Raw genomic sequence first — 14749 nt, 5'->3', positions numbered from 1 at the left:
CCCGGGCGGGTTTGCTGCTGAAAATTCCCGGTTTCCCCCCACAATTGAGGGATGCGCAAGGTGCTCCCCTCCTCCATCGGCTTCCGGCTCGTCCCCGGCAATTTCTCCCCCATGAAGGGGGCGGACCTGCACGGCCGGGCCCAGGAGGGCGGCTGCGGCCACGCCCTGGATCTGTGGCTGAAGGTGGAGGATGGCCGGGTGGCCGCGGGGAGCTACACCACGGACGGCTGCGAGTCCTTCGTCATCTGCGGCAGTCTGGTGGCCCATCTGGTCCGGGGCCGGACCCTCCAGGAGGCGGCCGCCATGGACGTGGAGGACGTCCTGGAGGCCCTGGGGGACGGGGACGACGCGTCCTACCATTCCGCCGAACTGGCGGTGGATGCCCTCAGGGACGCCCTGGCGAATCCGTGGCCTGCACCCGGTCCCCGTCCTTGAGCGTGATGGCGGGGTTCAGGATCACCCGTTCCCCGGCCTGAAGGCCGGCCATGACCCGCACCCGGGCCCCGGAGTCCTCGCCCAGGACCAGGGGCCGGAGGAGGACCTTCCCGTCGGCGCCCACCACCGCCGCCAGGGTGCGGTCGCCCTTGAGGAGCACGGCCTCCGAGGGGATTTCCAGCCGTCCGGCCTCCCGGGGCAGGTCCAGGCTCACCTGCACGGCCCCGCCGGCCACGAAGGCGCCGTCCCGGTTATCCAGGTCCGCTTCGGCCAGGAGGGTGCGGGTGCGGGGGTCCAGGGCGCCGGAAAGGCGCGCCACCTTGCCGGGGCGGGCCAGGTCGGGGCGGTCCGAGGGACGCACGGTGAGGGCCTGGCCCACCTTCACCCGGGAGGCCACCGCCTGGTCCAGGTAGAAGGTCACCCGCAGGTGGTCCACCTGGGCCAGGGAGACCAGGGGCTGGCTGGAAAGGCTGTTGCCGGCGTTCTGGATGAGGGCGCCCGGGTCGGCGAAGCGCTGGGTCACCACGCCGGCGAAGGGGGCGGTGACGTTGCGGTAGCCCCGCAGGGCGCCCTGGCTGGCCAGCTTCTCCTCGGCGATGCGGGCGGCGGTTTCGGCGTCCTCCAGGTCCCGGGCGCTGATGATGCCCTGGCCGTCCAGCTGGCGCAGGCGCTGGGCGTAGGTGCGCTTGTTCAGGGCGTCGGCCTTGAGGGCCCGGAAATCCGTGTCCACCTCGGTGGATTCCAGCACGGCGATCACCTGGCCCTTGGTCACGGGCGAGCCCTTGTCCACGCGGATCTCGCGCAGGAATCCCGCCACCTTGGCGTAGAGGGTGGTGGAGAGGTGGGGCAGGGCCTCCCCGGGCAGGTCCAGGGTCCGGGCCCCGGCATCCAGCCCGGCCACGGCCGTGCGCACCCGGGGCCCGGCCTCCTGGTCGGATGTCAGGCGCCGGGCCTCGCGGCCGACGCTGGCGCGCTGGGAGGCCCACAGGGCGGCGATGGTGGAGGCGCCCACGACCAGGATCGCGATGCCGCCCAGGCGGAAGCGGGAGAAGGTCTGCTCGCTGCTCATGATTCACTTCCTTGCTGCTCGATGTGGAACGTCTCGTCCAGGAGATGGGCGGTGGGGGGCTTCTTGCGGAAGAGGCTGTAGACCACGGGCACGATGAAGAGCGTGACCACCGTGGCCATGAGGAGCCCCCCGATGACGGCCCGGCCCAGGGGCGCGTTCTGGCTGCCGGCCTCGCCCAGGGCCAGGGCCATGGGGATCATGCCCAGGATCATGGCCAGGGCGGTCATGAGCACCGGGCGCAGCCGGGTCCTGCCGGCGGCGAAGGCCGCCTCCAGGGCGGTCATCTCCGGGTGGGCCACCCGCACGTCGTTGGCGAAGCTCACCAGGAGGATGGAATTGGAGGTGGCGATGCCCACGGCCATGATGGCGCCCATCATGGATTCCACGTTCAGGGTGGTGCCCGTGAGGGCCAGCATCCACAGGATCCCCACCAGGGCCCCGGGCACGGCGAAGAGGATGATGAAGGGGTCCAGCCAGCTCTGGTACAGCACGGCCATGAGGAGGTACACCAGCGCGATGGCGATGAGCAGCCCCCCGGCGAGGTTCACGAAGGCCTCCACCATCACCTCGAACTGGCCGCGGATGCGGATGCGGGTGTTGGGGGGCAGGGGCCCGAGGTTGCGCAGCTGGGCCTGGATATCGGCCACCACCGCACCCAGGTCCCGGCCCTCCACCCCCGCCATGACGTCCAGCACCCGCTGCACGGTGTAGTGGTTGATCTCGCTGGGGACGTTGATGCGGTTGAGGGTGGCGAAATTGGACAGGGGCTCGGAAAGCGCCTGGGCCCCGGGGCCCGCGGACTGGAAGGCGGTGGTCTGCAGCAGGGCCCCGCCGCCCGGGAGGCTGAAGGGGGTGGCCATGAGGTCCCGGGGGCTGGAAAGGCGGGCCAGGGGGGTCTTCACGGCCACGGTGTAGTTCACGCCCGTGACGGGGTCCAGGTAGTAGGACGGCGCCAGCTGGCCGTTGCCCGAAAGGGAGACCATGAGGCCGTTGGCCACGGCCTGCTGGTTCAGGCCCAGCTGGGCGGCGCGCACCCGGTTCACCTCCACCCGGTACCCGGGGGCGTTGACCACCTGCTTGAGCCGCACGTCCACGGCCCCCGGCACCCGGCGCATGCCGGCCTCCAGGCGCCGGGCCACCTCGGCGCTGGCGGCGAGGTTGGGGCCCTCGATCTGCACGTCGATGGCCGCGGGGATGCCGAAGTTGAGCACCTGGCTCACGATGTCCGCGGACTGGAAGTAGAAGCCCACCCCGGGAAAGCGCCGGGGGAGCTCCTCCCGCAGGGCCTTCATGTAGCCCGCCGTGGGCCGGTGCTCGTGCTTGAGGGAGATGGAGACGTCCGCGTCCTGGCTGGTGACGTTGTCGGAGGGGATGAAGGCCATGTTGAAGGAACTGGGCACGCCGATATTGCTGTTGATGGTCGCCAGGTCCCGGGCCGGCACCAGCTCGCGGATGGCGCCCTCCACCTGGGCGACGACGCGTTCGGTCTCCTCCAGGCGCAGGCCCGAGGGGGTGCGCACGTGGAGCTTCATGAGGCCCACGTCCACGGCCGGGAAGAAGTCCCGCCCCAGGACGCCCAGCAGCGCCAGGCTGAGGGTGGCGAACACCACGGCCAGGCCCAGGACGAAGACCCGGTGGTGCAGGACCCGGTCCAGGAGCCGCCCGTAGGCGTCCTGGAAGCGCGCGAAGCCCCGCTCCCGCCAGGCGTTGAACCGCCCCAGGCGGCTTTCCGGGGCGTGGTGGTCGTGCTCCAGGAGCATGCGGGCCAGGGTGGGCACCAGGGTGCGGGAGAGGAGGTACGAGGCCAGCATGGAGTACACCACCGCCATGGCCAGGGGCGTGAAGAGGTACTTCGCCGGCCCCACCAGCAGCACCACGGGGAAGAACACGATGCAGATGGCCAGGGTGGCCACGATGGCGGGCACCGCGATCTGGCCGGCCCCGTCCAGGATGGCCACGGTGAGCGGCTTGCCCATGGCCTGGTTGCGGTGGATGTTCTCCACCTCCACCGTGGCGTCGTCCACCAGCATGCCGATGGCCAGGGAGAGGCCGCCCAGGGTCATGATGTTCATGGTCTGGCCCGAGAGCTTCAGGCCGATGATGCCCGCGAAGATGGCCAGGGGGATGCTGGTGCACACCAGCAGCATGGAGCGCCAGGACCCCAGGAAGAACAGGATCATCAGCGACACCAGCAGGGAGGCCACGAAGCCCTCCTTCACCACGTCCGAGATGGCCCCGCGCACGAACTGGCTCTGGTCGAAGTCGAAGTTCAGCTCCAGGCCCTTGGGCGCGGCGGCCTTGATGGTGGGCAGCATCTCCCGGGCCGAATCCACCACCGCCAGGGTGCTGGCGTCGGCCTTCTTGAGGATGGCCAGGTAGGTGGCGCGGTTGCCGTTGATGCGCACGATGTTGGTCTGGTCCGTGAAGCCGTCGTACACCTGGGCCACGTCCCGCAGGTACACCGGCGAACCGTTCACCAGCTTGAGGGGGATGGCCTTCAGGTCGTCCACCTTGGAGGGGTTCGAATTGGTGAGGATGGGCATTTCCCGGGAGCCCAGGCGGGCCGTGCCCGCGGGAACGATGACGTTCTCCGAGGAGAGCCCGGTCACCACGTCGGCCGGGCTCAGGCCCCGGGCGGCGAGCTTGGCGGGGTCGATGTCCACGGAGATCTGCCGGCCCCGGCCCCCGAAGGGCGCCGGCGTGGAGAGACCGGGGATCGTGAAGAGCCGGATGCGGATGAAGTTGAGGGAGTAGTCGTAGATCTGCTGCTCGGAGAGCGTCTCGCTGCGCGCGGTCATCTGCACCACAGGCACGTTGCTGGCGTTGAACTGGATGATGTTCGGGGGCGTCATGCCCGGGGGCAGGATGCGCAGGATGGTGTTGGTCACCGAACCGATCTGGGCGATGGCCCCGCCGATGTCCGTGCCCGGCTGGAAGTACACCCTCAGGATCGCCACCCCCTGGATGCTCTGGGATTCGATGCGCTCGATGCCGTTGACGGTGGTGGACATGGCCCGTTCCGTCACGTTCACCACCCGGCGCTCCATCTCCTCGGGGGTCAGGCCGTTGTAGCTCCACACCACCGTGACCACGGGGATATCGATGCTGGGGAAGATATCCACCTGCATGCGCCGCATGGAGAGCGCGCCCATGAGCAGGAAGAGCACGCACATGACGGCGATGGTGTAGGGGCGGCGCAGGGCGAGCCGGACGATCCACATGAATGCGTTACCTCAGTTCCGACGGGACCGGGGTCCCGTCCAGGTGGTCCAGGTTGGTCTTGAGCTTGAGGAGGAGCGCCCGCACGGCCTTGCGCTCTTCCCCGTCCAGCCCCGCCTCGAGCCCCTCCCGGATGGCCTTGCGGAACCCCACCAGGCTCTCGACCTTGGCGCGGCCCCCCTCGCTCAGTTCCAGGCGGGTCTTGCGCCCGTGGGTGGGGTGGGGCAGCACGTCCACCCAGCCCTTGCGCGCCAGGGCCTGGACCATGCGGGTGGCCGTGGGCTTGTCCAGTCCCAGGGCCCCGGCCAACTGGCCGTGGCAGAGGCCCGGGCTATCGGAGAGCACCCGCAGCACCTGGTACTGCTGCGGGGTCAAGCCGTGGGGGGCCAGGAGATGCCAAGCCACCTGCCGGAGGCGGCTCCGGACGACCGTGAGCATGAGGGGCAGGCTGGCATCTTCCCAGGGGATGAGGAGTTGCATAAGCAACAAGTATGTCCAAAAACAGCCGGGGCACCAAGCGCCGGTTTTCCTTGGATGCCGGCCGGCCCCCTGGAAGGGCCTTCATTTTGCGGGCAGGGGGATCAAACGCTATGGGGATCCATGGAAAAGGCCCGGCGCACCTCGTCGCTCACCTGGGTCGGCCGCCCGGTGCGCATCGCCATGGGGCACCAGAGGGTGCGGGCCCGGGCCAGGAGGATGCGGTCGGCCGCGCGCAGGAGCTCGGTGTGGCGCTCAAAGGTCCGGCCCTGGGTGGAGCCCACCCAGGTGCGGGCGAGGATGGCGTCCCCGGCCAGGGCCGGACGCTTGTAGTCGATCTCATGGCGGACCACCACCCAGAAGAGATCGGCCTGGGCCTCCGGGGAGGCCTGGGAGGTCCAGTGGGCGATGGCGGCCTCCTGCACCCAGCGCAGGTAGACGACGTTGTTCACGTGATTCAGCTGGTCGATGTCCTCGGGCAGGACGTGCAGGGTCAATTCATAGGGAGCGGGCGAGTTGGGCATGCTTCATGGTAACCGATGGCCCTCAGGCCACCTCCAGCACCACCAGCCCGTCCTGGCGGACGCTCTTCCCCGCCACCGGGAGGATGTCCCCCACCCGGAAGGGGCGCCGGCGCTTGCGGTAGGCGTCGGGGAAGGCCACGGCCTCGCACAGGGCCGTTTCGTCCTCGAAGGTGACGAACTGCATGAGGTCGCCCTTCTCGGTGCGCACGGTCTTCTCGGCCACCACCAGGGCCCAGAAGCGCAGCTGGTGGCCGGGGCGGGCCACGTCGGCGGCGCGGTGGGGGGCGCCGCCGTGGCGGGCGCGCTGCAGAGCGGCGGGGTGGATCTCCAGGGTCAGGCCCAGGAGCTCCAGTTCCAGGGCGGCCCGGTCGAAGGGGTCGGTGGGGCGGGGGCGCACGCCTTCGGGGATGCCGCCCAGGCGGGTCCACAGCAGGCGCGTGCGGTCCCCGTCGGGGGCCCAGCGGTCGAAGGCGCCCCCGGAGCCCAGGGCCTCCGCGGTGGGCACGGAGAGGGGCACCCGCTCCAGGAGCTCCTCCAGGCTCCCGTAGGGGCCGCGGCGCCCCCGGTCCTCCAGCAGGGCCTCCACCTCGTCGCGCTGGGCGCCCTTGACGGCCATGAGGCCCACCCGCAGGCCCCGGTCCCCCTCGGCGGCGAAGGCCCATTCCGACTGGTTGGCGTCGGGACCGCGCACCACCAGGTTGTGGCGCCGGGCGTCGCCCAGGTAGGCGATGGGCGCGTAGAAGCCGCCCTGGTTGGTGATCACCGCCGCGAAGAAGGTGGCCGGGTGGTGGGCCTTGAGCCAGGCGCTCTCGAAGCTCACCTGGGCGTAGCTGGCGGAGTGGGGCTTGCAGAAGGAGTAGCCCCGGAAGGTGCGCACCATGTCCCACACCTCGTCCACCACGGCCGGGGGGATGCCCCGGCCGGCGCAGCCCTCCCGGAACCGCGCCTCGAACAGCGGCAGCTTCACGGAGCAGTCGTCCTTGCCCAGGATCTTGCGGAGCTTGTCGGCCTCCTCGTGGCTCCAGCCGGCCATGGCCATGCCCACCCGCACCACGTCCTCCTGGTACACCAGCACGCCGAAGCTGTCCGACAGCAGGGAGCCCAGCACGGGGTGGCTGGGGACGTAGGTCTCCTCGCCGCGGTTGCGCTTGACGTAGGTGTCGATCCAGCGGTTGGCCGCGGGGCGGATGAGGGAGCTGTGGATGACCAGGGTCTCGAAGTCCCCCTTGCCCACCCGCTGCTGCAGCTGGCGGGTGGCGGGGCTCTCCACGTAGAAGACCCCCATGGAGTCGCCCCGGGCCAGCAGGTCCTGGGTGGCGGGGTCCAGGCGGGGATTCCAGTGCAGCGGCGCCGGGGCGCGGTCCCCCAGCACCCCCAGGGCGTCGCGCACCACCGCCAGGCTGCGGTTGCCCAGGAGATCGATCTTCACCAGGCCGTAGTCCTCCACGCCGTCCTTGTCCCACTGGGTGATGGAGACCCCCTCCTTGGCGGGGGCGGGCTGGAAGGGCACATGGTGCCACAGGGCGCCGGGGGCGATGACGGTGCCCCCGGGGTGCACGGAGAGCTGGTGGAAGTGGCCCCGCAGGGCCTCGGCCTGGGCGAGGATGGGGGCCCAGGCGGGGTTGTCCTGGATGCCCTTCATGCCCTCGTCCCAGCCCCGGATGAAGCGGGCCAGGACCTTCAGCTCGGCCTCGGGGCGCCCGTGGGCCAGGGCCACGTCCCGCAGGGCGCCCTTGGGCTTGAAGTACACGTGGTTGGAGACCATGGCCACCCGTTCCCGCCCGTAGCGCCGGAAGACGGAAGCGATCACCTCGTCCCGCTCGTCCCAGGCGAAGTCCACGTCCAGGTCCGGCGGATCCACCCGGGCGTCGGAGAGGAACCGCTCGAACATGAGGTTGGTGGCGATGGGGTCCACGTTGGTGATGCCCAGCAGGTAGCTGACGATGGAGGCCGCGCCGCTGCCGCGCCCACAGGTGCGGGTGGCCCGGGCCTCGCGGATGATGTCGTGCACGGCCAGGAAGTACCCGGCGAAGCGCTTGCGCCGGATGAGCTCCAGCTCCAGTTCGATGCGGGCCTCGAGCCCCGGGGGCGGCGCGGCGTAGCGCTTCGGGATGCCCTGGCGGAGCCGGGACTGGAGCTCGGCGTCCAGGTCCAGGTCCCGGGCGCACACGGGCCGGGGCATGACCCAGTCGCCCCAGTGCATGCGCCAGGCCCGCGCCTTTTCGAGGATGCCCTCCGTGGCCCGGGTGATGGCGGGGTCCGCCCCGGGAAAGCGGGTCTCCCAGGAGGCCCGGGTGACGGCGGCGTCCCGGGCCTCCCACAGGGGCTCCACCCGGGCGACGGTGGAGCGCAGGGCCATGGCGCGCTTGAGGCGGTGCAGCTCCAGGCCGGCCTCCCGGCGGAAGCGCAGCACCTGGGGGGCCGCGGCGGGGAGGCCCCGGGCGGCGCCGGCCATGGCCTCCACCTGGTTGCGGGCGTGGGCCAGGAGGTACGGCGCGAAGCCCTCCCGGGTCAGGTACTCCTGGCCCTCCAGGGTCTCGGCGAGGAGCACGCAGTCCCGGGGGGGGTCCCCCTCGCGGCCGTGGGCCTGGTCCGTGAGGAGGCGGCAGAGCTCGGCGTAGCCCCGGTCGGTGTGGGGCAGGGCGCCGAAGTCCATGCCCCGCCACGTGAAGCGGCTGGCCAGCAGGGGGGTGAGGCCCGCGGCCAGGGCCTCCTCCCGCAGGCGCGGCCACCCGTGGAGGCCCTGGTCCCAGGAGGCCACGCAATCGTAGCCCAGGCGCCGGGCCAGGGCCACGGCCATGGACGCGGGGTAGACGCCCTCCCCGGTGGAGAAGTCGGTCACGGCCAGCAGGAAGGTCATGCGGACGCGTCCTCCTCCCGGGCCCAGCCGGGCAGCACGGGCTGGCCGGGGAAGCGTTTGCGCAGCCGGGCCAGGGTGTGCTCCAGGGCCCCCAGCTTGCGGGTGAGCGGCGCCTCGAAGAGCCCCCGGCTCCGTCCCAGGCCCCAGGCCATGTGCAGCTCCAGGCGGTGCACGAGGATGCGCCGCTCGGCGCCCTTGCGGAAGGCGGCCTCCACGAGGCGGGCCAGGGCCATGGCGGGCTCGGCCAGGGCCTCTTCCGGGGCCCGCCACCGGTGGGCCACGCCGTCCACGTCCCACCAGCGCAGGGTGAGCTGCCGGGGGGAGCGGCCGTCGTTCCAGAAGCGCTCCAGGCACCAGAAGGCCAGGGGCACCTCCTCGGGAAGGCAGGGGGGCTCCAGGCGCCAGGGGTGGCGGGACTCGCCCAGGGGATCGGCCAGCATGGGCAGGCGGGGCCGGTCCTCCCCCCGGGCCCGGGAAAGGGCCAGGCGAGCGTCAGGTTCGGGCATGACCTGGCTGAGGGTGGGCAGGGGCACCGGCTGCAGATCCCCGAAACGGGCCAGGCCCAGGCGCTGGAGCCGGTAGCGCACCCGGGGGGTGAGGTCGGGGAGCCGGCCCAGGGGGTGGGGGGCCAGGAAGACCCCCTCGGCCCCCTCGCACACCTCCGCCAGGGGCTCCGGGGTGCGGGTGGCCAGGCGCGCCGCGGTGGCGCTCAGGGAAAGCCCCCCGTGGCTGGTCCAGCCCATGGACTGGGCCAGGTCCCGCTGCATGCGGGCGGCCGCGTCCCGGGGCCCGCCGTAGAGGCGGGCCGTGCCGTGCAGGTCCACCAGGGCCTCGCCCATGCGGCCCAGGAGGCCCTGGGGGCTCCAGTGCTGCAGGAACTCGCCCAGCTGGCCCTGGGCCTCCCACCAGGTCTGGGGGGCGGGGTCCAGCACCCGCAGGCCCGGCAGGCGCCGCAGGGCCTGGTCCATGGGTTCGCCGGGGGCCACGCCCTCGGCCCGGGCCTGGCGGTTCACCAGCCAGAGGCAGGGGGTGCGCTGGGCGCCGGGGCTCAGGAAGGCCAAAGGCCGCTCCTTCAGGCCCGCGTCCACCTGACAGGCCATCTGGAACGGCATTTCGGGAACCCACATCGCCAGCACGCTCGACCTCCGAGCGCTTAAATATGACGCAAAAAAAGCGAAAAGAAAGCGGCAAATTTTACTGCTTGGTGAAGACGCCGCCCATTCCGCCCTTGCCGTTGTCCGCGGCGAGGATCAGCTGGCCGCCATTGTCCCGCAGGTAGGCGGAACCCGAGAAACTCTGGGCCTTGCCCGGATTGGCCCCCGCGGTGGGCGTGTAGGCATAGGCCGCGACGAAGGCGTTCGCGCCGGCGGTGGGCTGGATGAAGGTGCCCTGGAGGGTGCCGGCGGGGGAAGTGGCCGAGACGTTCCCCGCGGCGTCGACCGTGAGGGTCAGGGCCGTGCTGGTGTCGTTGCCGGAGGGGGCCGAGGTCCAGGTTCCCTCCAGCTGCTTGAGCTGGGCGCCCGCATTGGCCAGGGGGTCGGGGGCGGAGGTGAGCATCCGGTTGTTGAGGTCCGGGTCCGAGGCCGCGAGGGTGAACGTGATGCCCGTCTTCGAGCCGGTGCCGCTGAGGGTGGCGGGGAGCGCCGTGATGCCCATGGCTTCCGGGAAGAAGAAGGTGAGGTTTCCGCTCAGGTCCTGGCCGGAAAGCAGGAGTTTGCCGGAAAGGACGCTGCTGCCATTGGCGCTGAAGGTGCGGAAGGTTCCGTCGGAGGGCATCACCAGCGTATAGCTGGTGCCGCCGCCGCTCCCGGTCGCCGTCCACGCGCCGCCGAGGCTGGTGGCGGGCACTCGGGGATCCGGGCTGTTGCCGCCCTTGCCGCCGCAGGCCAGGGCCAGGGCGAGAAGGGAGCAGGCGGCTCCCAGGGAGCCCAGGAATAGACGTTTTGAGGACATTGCATTCTCCGGAAGGGGATCGTTCCCATGGAAATTATAAATCATTAATTCATTGATGGCACTGGGAATTTCGATCTTGGTCCCGTCAACACACGGTTTCCCGGATTGTGTGCATGGCAATTCCGATTGTTTCCCTGGGACCCTGGTGCCACGAGGTACCCCGTGATCCCACTCGACATCCCCCGCCGCATCCACGACCTGGGCCACCTGGTGGGCAATACCCCCCTCCTGGCCGTGCACTTCACGTACAAGGGCCGGGAGCGCCGGATCTTCGCCAAGGCCGAGAATCTCAACATGACCGGCAGCATCAAGGACCGCATGGCCCTCCACGTGCTGCGCCGGGCCTACGAGGTGGGGGCGCTCCGGCCGGGGATGCCCATGGCCGAGGCCACCAGCGGGAACACGGGGATCGCCTTCTCGGCCCTGGGCCGGGCCCTGGGGCATCCGGTGACGATCTTCATGCCGGACTGGATGAGCCAGGAGCGCAAGGACCTCATCCGCAGCCTGGGCGCGACGATCCGCCTGGTGAGCCGCGAGGAGGGGGGCTTCCTGGGCAGCATCCGCCTCTCGGAGGAACTGGCGGCCACTTCGGGATGCTTCCTGCCCTGCCAGTTCTCCAACGAGGACAACGTCGCCGCCCACATGGAATCCACGGGGCCGGAGATCTGGTGGCAGCTCCACTTCCAGGGCCTCGTCCCGGACGCCTTCGTGGCGGGGGTGGGAACGGGCGGAACCATCATGGGGGTGGGGAAGTTCCTGCGCTCGCAGCACCCCGCCGTGAAGCTCCACCCCCTGGAGCCCTCCAACTCCCCCACCCTCTCCACGGGCCACAAGGTGGGCAAGCACCGCATCCAGGGCATCTCCGACGAGTTCATCCCCTCCATCGTCAAGCTGGACGAGCTGGATCCGGTGGTGGGGGTGGACGACGGCGACTCCATCCTCATGGCCCAGATGCTGGCCTCGAAGCTGGGCCTGGGCGTGGGCATCTCCAGCGGCGCCAACTTCCTGGGCGCGCTCAAGGTGCAGGAGGAGCTGGGCCCGGACGCCGTGGTGGTCACGATCTTCTCGGACGACAACAAGAAGTACCTGAGCACCGACCTCATGCGCGAGGAGCCCGTGAAGGCGGGCTTCCTGTCCACCGGCGTGGAACTGCTGGGCTTCGAGGCCTGCAGGCGGGTGTGCAGGACCTGCTGCGATGGGGACGCCTGCGCCTACGTGGTCCCCGAAGGCGCGGCACGCCCCTGCGGGCGCTAATCCCATTCTCCGACCCACCCAGGCCGTTATCCCCTTCATCCCCTTCATCAGGTTCATCCCCGTTCCAGCAGGGCCAGCACCGGGGTGGGGCGGCGCGTGATTGATCCGCATGGCCCGACCCATCCCGGCCATCGCCCTGCTGGAACGGGGATGAATTCGATGAAGGGGATGAAGGGGATAAAGGCCGAACCTGGATGAACCCGGGCGATGGTCCGAGAACTAGCTCTGGCGCTTCTCCTCAAGTTCCAGCCACTCCCCTTCCAGGATCTCCAGGTCGCCCTTGGCGGCCTCCCGGTCCTTGAGGGCCTGGTGGCCCGGCGCATCCCCCGAGAGGAAGGCGGCGGGGTCCGACAGGAGGGCGTCCAGGTCCTCGATGCGGGCGTGCAGGGCGGCCATGGCCGCCTCCACCTCGGCCAGGCGCCGCTCCTCCTTCTGGGAGAGGCCGGGCTTCTTCTTCGAGGCGGGCCGCTCGGCCTTGGCGGCCTTGGGGGCCTCCTCCCGGGGGGCCTCCTGGGCGCGCTCGGCCCGCAGGCGGCGCACGGAGGAGGGGTTGCCCTCGTACATCTCCCACCGGGGTTCGCCCCCGGGGTTGAAGGCCAGGGTGTGGGTGGCCACCTGGTCCAGGAAGAACCGGTCGTGGCTCACCAGGAGCAGGGAGCCGGGGTAGTCCAGCAGCGCCTCCTCCAGGTTCTGCAGGGTGGGGATGTCCAGGTCGTTGGTGGGTTCGTCCAGCACCAGCAGGTCCGAGGGCAGGAGCATGGCCTTGGCCAGCAGGAGCCGGTTGCGCTCGCCGCCCGAAAGGGTTCCGGCCATGCGCTTCTGCTGGTCGGCGGGGAACCCGAAGCGGGTGAGGTACACCAGCACCAGGAGTTCCTGGCCGCCCACCTTCACCATGGAGGCGCGCTCGGCGATGTTGTCGGCCACGGAGAGATCCCCCCGCAGCTCGCCCCGGCCCTGGCTGATGGCCGAGATGGAGAGCTTCGGGTGCCGGGTGATGGTTCCGGACGTGGGCTCCAGCTCGCCCAGGAGGAGCTTGAGGAGGGTGGACTTCCCGCAGCCGTTGGGTCCCAGGAAGGCGATGCGCTGCCGGCGCTGGAGCACCAGGTCGATGCCCCCGGCCAGCTCGACGCCGGTGCCGGGGTAGGCGAAGCGGACGCCCTCGGCGGAAAGGAGCGAATCGGAGCGGTTGGCGCCCCCGGCGAAGGTGAGGGAGGTGCGCTGCTCCAGGCGGGTGCGGTCCTTCACCTCGTCGCCCAGGTCCAGCACGTCCTGGATGCGCAGCTTGGATTTGCGGGTGCGGGCCTTGGCGCCGCGGCGGAGCCAGGCCAGCTCGCGGCGCAGGCGGTTCTGCATGTGCTCGGTGAGCCGGGCCTCCCGGAACTCCTTGTCGCTGCGCTCCAGGAGGTAGTCGCTGTACGAGCCGTCGTAGCTGGTGACGCTGCCGTTCTCCAGTTCCAGCATGCGGTCCACGACGCCGTCCAGCAGGTGGCGGTCGTGGGTGATGAGCAGCAGGGCGCCCCCGAAGCCCTGGAGCCAGAGCTCCAGCCTTTCCACCTGCTCGGGGTCCAGGTGGTTGGTGGGTTCGTCCAGCACCATGACGTCCGGGTCCTGGAGCCAGGCCTGGGCCAGGGCCACGCGCTTGCGCCAGCCCCCGGAAAGGGATTCCACGGCGGCGTCCAGATCCAGGAGGCCCCAGGTGGTCTGGGCCTCCTTGAGGCGGGGCTCCAGGTCCCAGCCCATGTGGTTGAGGTGGTGCTCCACGCCGTCCAGCTCCATGTGGAGCCGCTCGGCCTGGTCGGGGGTGGCTCCCTGCAGGGCCTCGTGGATCTCCCCGTGGCGCGCGATGAGGGCCCGGTGGTCCCGCAGGGCCGCCTCCAGGGCGCTGCGCACCGTGGCGTCCGGCGCGAAGTGGGGATCCTGGGCCAGGTGGGCCACCCGCAGCCCCTGGGTGAGGACCACCTCCCCTTCGTCGGGCGTGTCCTCCCCGGCCAGGAGCTTGAAAAGGGTGGATTTGCCCGCGCCGTTGCGCCCGATGAGGCCCACCTTCTCCCCCAGCTGAAGGCCGAAGGTCAGCCCCTCGAGGATGGGCTGGGCGCCGAAGCGCTTGGTGACCTTGACGAGACTGAGGGCGACGGCCATGGAGACTCCTGAACCCTCCAGCATCTCACGGAGAAGGGCGGCCTTCACCCCGGAAGGAATTCCTTCCAGTCCCCCAGGGCCCCCAGCAGGGCGGCCAACTGCTCCGGTTCCGTGGTGCGGAACCGGCTCACCAGCTTCCAGCCCTGGGCGGCCCGCTGGTAGCGGTGGAGCCACAGGTGGGGCCCCTCCCAGGCGCCCCCGGGCGCCCGGGTCCGCACCAGGAACGCCACCGTCGTCCAGGGCCCCCGGGCCAGCACCCGCCGGCCCAGTTCCTCGATGCCGGATTCGTCGTCGTGCTCCAGGACCAGGTCGTCGATGTCGGGGTAGAGCATGGGGACTCCGGGAATGCCCTTCATTCTGGGGTGAATGAACGATGCGGAAAATATTAAATTATTAATATATTAGTGGTGCGCGTAAAGCTGAAATCATTATTGTAATTAAAGTGTATGTCCGAAATACGCATTGACTCCCCGAATCGGATTATATAAATTATTTAATATGTTGAACCGCGCCCTGGCGCGCCGCGTGGGCGCGGTGCGCCCGGACCTCCTGGTGGTCCCCGGGGATATCGTGAACATGGAAGGCCACGCCAACCAGTACCGGGAGCTCTTCTTCCCCAACCTCAACGCCGAGCCCGGAGCTGCCGCCGGCGGAACGGTGCTGCGGCACACCGTGACGGCGGCCTGCCTCGGGAACAACGACACCGACCGGGTGTTCGAGTCCAGGAACAACACCATCTCCTTCACCCCCAAGCCCAACGGCCTCGCCTACTACTACTATTTCAGCCAGCCCCTGAACGGGCCCGGGGCGGCGATCAAC

Annotated in this window: 11 protein-coding genes; 2 read left to right on the top strand and 9 right to left on the bottom strand. The window is 70.4% G+C overall.

The annotated features are described in order from the left end of the window. Window positions 1-51 precede the first annotated feature (51 nt). Window positions 52-435, top strand: coding sequence for an iron-sulfur cluster assembly scaffold protein (locus R2J76_RS13365; protein ID WP_316412122.1), 384 nt, complete (start codon window positions 52-54; stop codon window positions 433-435). Here the strand turns inward: R2J76_RS13365 and R2J76_RS13360 are convergent. The 7 genes from R2J76_RS13360 to R2J76_RS13330 form a co-directional block, all read right to left on the bottom strand. Beyond that, complete coding sequence (locus R2J76_RS13360) at window positions 386-1504, bottom strand: efflux RND transporter periplasmic adaptor subunit (protein WP_316412121.1); 1119 nt, start codon at window positions 1502-1504, stop codon at window positions 386-388. The two genes, R2J76_RS13365 and R2J76_RS13360, sit on opposite strands and share 50 nt — an antisense overlap. Continuing rightward, complete coding sequence (locus R2J76_RS13355) at window positions 1501-4725, bottom strand: efflux RND transporter permease subunit (protein WP_316412120.1); 3225 nt, start codon at window positions 4723-4725, stop codon at window positions 1501-1503. The genes R2J76_RS13360 and R2J76_RS13355 overlap by 4 nt, the downstream gene beginning before the upstream one ends. A 7-nt stretch (window positions 4726-4732) precedes the next feature. Continuing rightward, a complete protein-coding gene (locus tag R2J76_RS13350; RefSeq protein ID WP_316415895.1) occupies window positions 4733-5203 on the bottom strand; it encodes a MarR family winged helix-turn-helix transcriptional regulator in 471 nt (156 codons plus the stop codon). Between the two features lie 101 nt (window positions 5204-5304). Continuing rightward, the gene (locus R2J76_RS13345; RefSeq protein WP_316412119.1) at window positions 5305-5724 is read right to left on the bottom strand and encodes an acyl-CoA thioesterase; all 420 of its coding nucleotides are present in this window, start codon (window positions 5722-5724) and stop codon (window positions 5305-5307) included. A 22-nt stretch (window positions 5725-5746) separates the two neighbouring features. After that, the gene (locus R2J76_RS13340; RefSeq protein WP_316412118.1) at window positions 5747-8584 is read right to left on the bottom strand and encodes a helix-hairpin-helix domain-containing protein; all 2838 of its coding nucleotides are present in this window, start codon (window positions 8582-8584) and stop codon (window positions 5747-5749) included. After that, window positions 8581-9711: a Y-family DNA polymerase gene (locus R2J76_RS13335; RefSeq protein ID WP_316415894.1), complete on the bottom strand. Its 1131-nt coding sequence runs from the start codon at window positions 9709-9711 to the stop codon at window positions 8581-8583. The genes R2J76_RS13340 and R2J76_RS13335 overlap by 4 nt, the downstream gene beginning before the upstream one ends. Before the next feature lie 67 nt (window positions 9712-9778). After that, window positions 9779-10537 (bottom strand): hypothetical protein, encoded by a 759-nt coding sequence (locus R2J76_RS13330; RefSeq protein ID WP_316412117.1) that lies wholly within the window; start codon window positions 10535-10537, stop codon window positions 9779-9781. A gap of 162 nt (window positions 10538-10699) precedes the next feature. On the opposite strand from R2J76_RS13330, the gene R2J76_RS13325 reads away from it, so the two are divergent. Continuing rightward, window positions 10700-11791: a PLP-dependent cysteine synthase family protein gene (locus tag R2J76_RS13325; RefSeq protein ID WP_316412116.1), complete on the top strand. Its 1092-nt coding sequence runs from the start codon at window positions 10700-10702 to the stop codon at window positions 11789-11791. A gap of 219 nt (window positions 11792-12010) precedes the next feature. On the opposite strand, the gene R2J76_RS13320 is transcribed toward R2J76_RS13325, so the two are convergent. Beyond that, window positions 12011-13930 carry an ABC-F family ATP-binding cassette domain-containing protein gene (locus tag R2J76_RS13320; protein ID WP_316412115.1) on the bottom strand — a complete coding sequence of 640 codons (1920 nt, stop codon included), beginning with the start codon at window positions 13928-13930 and terminating at the stop codon, window positions 12011-12013. Between the two features lie 44 nt (window positions 13931-13974). Then, window positions 13975-14262, bottom strand: a complete 288-nt coding sequence (locus R2J76_RS13315) for a hypothetical protein (RefSeq protein ID WP_316412114.1) — start codon at window positions 14260-14262, stop codon at window positions 13975-13977. Window positions 14263-14749 lie beyond the last annotated feature (487 nt).

The sequence above is a fragment of the Mesoterricola silvestris genome, from assembly GCF_030295405.1.
In the GTDB taxonomy this organism is placed as follows: domain Bacteria; phylum Acidobacteriota; class Holophagae; order Holophagales; family Holophagaceae; genus Mesoterricola; species Mesoterricola silvestris.
Note: the sequence above shows the minus strand (reverse complement) of the source record. Positions and strands in the feature narration are given on the sequence as shown.

What these genes read in the sequence shown, in the direction of transcription:
- R2J76_RS13365 (WP_316412122.1), top strand. Translation starts at nt 52, where the DNA reads ATGCGCAAGGTGCTCCCCTCCTCCATCGGCTTCCGGCTCGTCCCCGGC.
- R2J76_RS13360 (WP_316412121.1), bottom strand. Translation starts at nt 1,504, where the DNA reads ATGAGCAGCGAGCAGACCTTCTCCCGCTTCCGCCTGGGCGGCATCGCG.
- R2J76_RS13355 (WP_316412120.1), bottom strand. Translation starts at nt 4,725, where the DNA reads ATGTGGATCGTCCGGCTCGCCCTGCGCCGCCCCTACACCATCGCCGTC.
- R2J76_RS13350 (WP_316415895.1), bottom strand. Translation starts at nt 5,203, where the DNA reads ATGCAACTCCTCATCCCCTGGGAAGATGCCAGCCTGCCCCTCATGCTC.
- R2J76_RS13345 (WP_316412119.1), bottom strand. Translation starts at nt 5,724, where the DNA reads ATGCCCAACTCGCCCGCTCCCTATGAATTGACCCTGCACGTCCTGCCC.
- R2J76_RS13340 (WP_316412118.1), bottom strand. Translation starts at nt 8,584, where the DNA reads ATGACCTTCCTGCTGGCCGTGACCGACTTCTCCACCGGGGAGGGCGTC.
- R2J76_RS13335 (WP_316415894.1), bottom strand. Translation starts at nt 9,711, where the DNA reads ATGTGGGTTCCCGAAATGCCGTTCCAGATGGCCTGTCAGGTGGACGCG.
- R2J76_RS13330 (WP_316412117.1), bottom strand. Translation starts at nt 10,537, where the DNA reads ATGTCCTCAAAACGTCTATTCCTGGGCTCCCTGGGAGCCGCCTGCTCC.
- R2J76_RS13320 (WP_316412115.1), bottom strand. Translation starts at nt 13,930, where the DNA reads ATGGCCGTCGCCCTCAGTCTCGTCAAGGTCACCAAGCGCTTCGGCGCC.
- R2J76_RS13315 (WP_316412114.1), bottom strand. Translation starts at nt 14,262, where the DNA reads ATGCTCTACCCCGACATCGACGACCTGGTCCTGGAGCACGACGACGAA.